Below are 2,591 nucleotides of genomic sequence, written 5' to 3' on the forward strand. Positions count from 1 at the left end.
CCTGCGGCTGCGGGCGCGCGCGCAGCTGCCGGTCCGGGGCGCTGGGACGACAGCAGTTCGAACGGCTGCTGGCCCGCATCCGGCCGTGTGCCGAGGCGTTCTCGCAGTGGTACGACGGCGCGCCGTTGTCCTCGCAGCGCTACGAAGTTGAACTCGATGGCATGCAGCTGCACGGACGGGTCGATCAAATCCATCCACAGGGACTGCTGCGCCTGCAGGCCGGTACCGCGGGGGTGGCCTACGTGCTGCGCAGCGGGCTGGACTGGCTGCTGGCCAACGCCGCCGGCGCGCAGCTGCCGCTGCTGCAGTTCCATGACGATGGCGAGGCCCGCTACGGTCCCCACGGGTTGCCGGCACTGCCGGTGGAACCGGCCAAAGCTGCCTTGAAAGCCTTGCTGCAGCTGCGTCTGCAAGGATTGCAGGAACCCCTGCTGTTCGCTCCGTACACCGGCTGGGAGATCTACAACAGCGATGCCGAGGGCCGCGAAAAAGCCGCACGCGCCCGCTGGTACCGCTCCGATTTCAGCTGGGGCGAAGGCGAGGGCGAAGCGCTGCAACTGGCGCTGCGCGGCACCGATCCGTTCGCGTCGGAAACCACTGCACACAGATTTATCCACAACAGCCTGTTGATATTCACCGCGTTGCGCGAGGGCCGCGTGTTGCCGGATTTCGACACCGAACACGACGCTGCAAACGGAGGTGCGGCATGAACGGGGAACAGATCAATGAGGACCCATATCTGCAGTTGCCGCTGGATGGCCTGCGTCTGATCGAGGCCAGCGCCGGTACCGGCAAGACCTTCACCCTGGCCACGCTGTTCACCCGGCTGGTGGTGGAGCAGGGCCTGCGCATGGGCCAGATCCTGGCGGTGACTTTCACCGATGCGGCCACCCAGGAGCTGCGCAAACGCATCCGCGAGCGGCTGGATCTGGCCGCGCGGCTGGTCGGCGAACCGCCCGGCGAGGGCGACAGCCCGGAAACCCTGCTTACCCATCGCATCCTGCACCGGCATCTGCAGCAGGGCGGCGAAACGGACGTGCAGCTGGGCCGGCGCCTGCGCGTGGCGGCCGAGGAAACCGATCTGGCGGCGATCTTCACCATCCACGGGTTCTGCACCCGGGTGCTGGGCGAATACGCGCTGGAAAGCGGTCACAGTTTCGCCACGCCGGAACTGCTGGCCAACACCGGCGAGCTGTATGCCGAACTGGCCGCGGACCTGTGGCGGCTGCATGCCGGCCAGGGCGAGCAGCTCGAAGCGCTGCTGGGGTTGTGGAAGAGTCCCGAGGCATTGGCCACGGACCTGCCGGCGCTGGTTGCCGACCTGCCGCTTTATCCAGTGCCTGCGCAGACACCGGTCGACGACCCGCGGGCGTTGCGCGACGCCGCCGTGCAGCGGCTGGCGGCCGGTATCGCCGCGCACGGTGAAACGTATCTGCAGCAGTTGCGCGGCGCGCTGGACGGCGGCGTGCTCAACAAAGCCAGCTACCGGTCCGACTGGATCGAGCCGCTGTTCGTGCAGCTGCGGCAGTGGAGCCGCCATCCGGATCCCAACGCCGGGCTGGACGAGAAGCTGGAGCGGCTCACCCTGGAGGTGCTTACCGCCAAGACCAACAAGGCCAAGTCCGGCAGCACGCCGCTTTCGCCCCTGCAGCCGCTGATCGCCGATTACCTGCAGGCGCGGGCGCAGGTGACGCGCTGGCAGCGCCAGCAATCGGTCGCGCTGCTGCACCAGTTGCGCGAGGACGTGCGCCAGCGCCTGGCCCGGCTCAAGCAGCTGCGGCGGCTGCAGACCTATGACGATCTGATCGACAACGTCGCCCACGCCCTGCAGGGTGAACACGGTGACGTGCTGGCCGCGCGGCTGCGCGCGCAGTACCGCTTCGCGCTGGTGGACGAATTCCAGGACACCGATCCCCGCCAGTGGACATCTTCCGCCGTGTGTTCGCCGAACCCGGGCGCGACGGCGGCGACGCCGCGCTGTTCCTGATCGGCGATCCCAAGCAGGCCATCTACGGCTTCCGCGGCGGCGATGTGCATACCTATCTGCAGGCCAAGGCGCTGGCCGCCCTGGCCCCGCCGCTGGACCGCAATTTCCGTTCGCGCCCGGGCGTGCTGCGCGCGATCCAGGCGCTGTACGACAACGCCGGCGAGCAGGCCTTCCTTGATCCGCGCATCCGTTTCGAACCGGTTTTGCCGGGCAGCAAACGCAGCGATGCGGACTATCTGCTGGACGGGCGGCCGGCGCCGGCGTTAACCGTGCACCGGATCGGGGCCGGCGAAGACGGCAAACCGCTCAAGGCCGCCGCCTCGCGCGAGGCGGCCACCGCCGCCTGTGTGGCCGATATCCACAAGGTGCTCAGCGCCGCCCGCGAAGAGCGCGCGCTGATCGACGGCAAACCGGTGCAGCCGGGCGATATCGCGGTGCTGGTGCGTTCGCACAAGGAGGCAGCGCGCATCCAGCAGGCGCTGGCGGCGCTGGGTATTCCGGCGGTGGCGGCGGGCAAGCAGAGTCTGTTCGCCAGTGCCGAGGCGCATGAACTGCGCGTGCTGCTGCTGGCGCTGTTGCAGCCGGCCGATGACGGCCGCCTGCG

General features: G+C 68.8%; 2 pseudogenes. Both read left to right on the top strand.

What is annotated here, in order from left to right:
* A pseudogene (locus JCM9942_RS13785) lies at positions 1–710 on the top strand (exodeoxyribonuclease V subunit gamma); the annotation flags it as partial.
* A pseudogene (locus JCM9942_RS13790) lies at positions 707–2,591 on the top strand (UvrD-helicase domain-containing protein); the annotation flags it as partial. The pseudogenes JCM9942_RS13785 and JCM9942_RS13790, both read left to right, overlap by 4 nt.

It is taken from the genome of Stenotrophomonas pictorum JCM 9942 (genome assembly GCF_001310775.1).
GTDB classification, from domain to species: domain Bacteria; phylum Pseudomonadota; class Gammaproteobacteria; order Xanthomonadales; family Xanthomonadaceae; genus Stenotrophomonas; species Stenotrophomonas pictorum.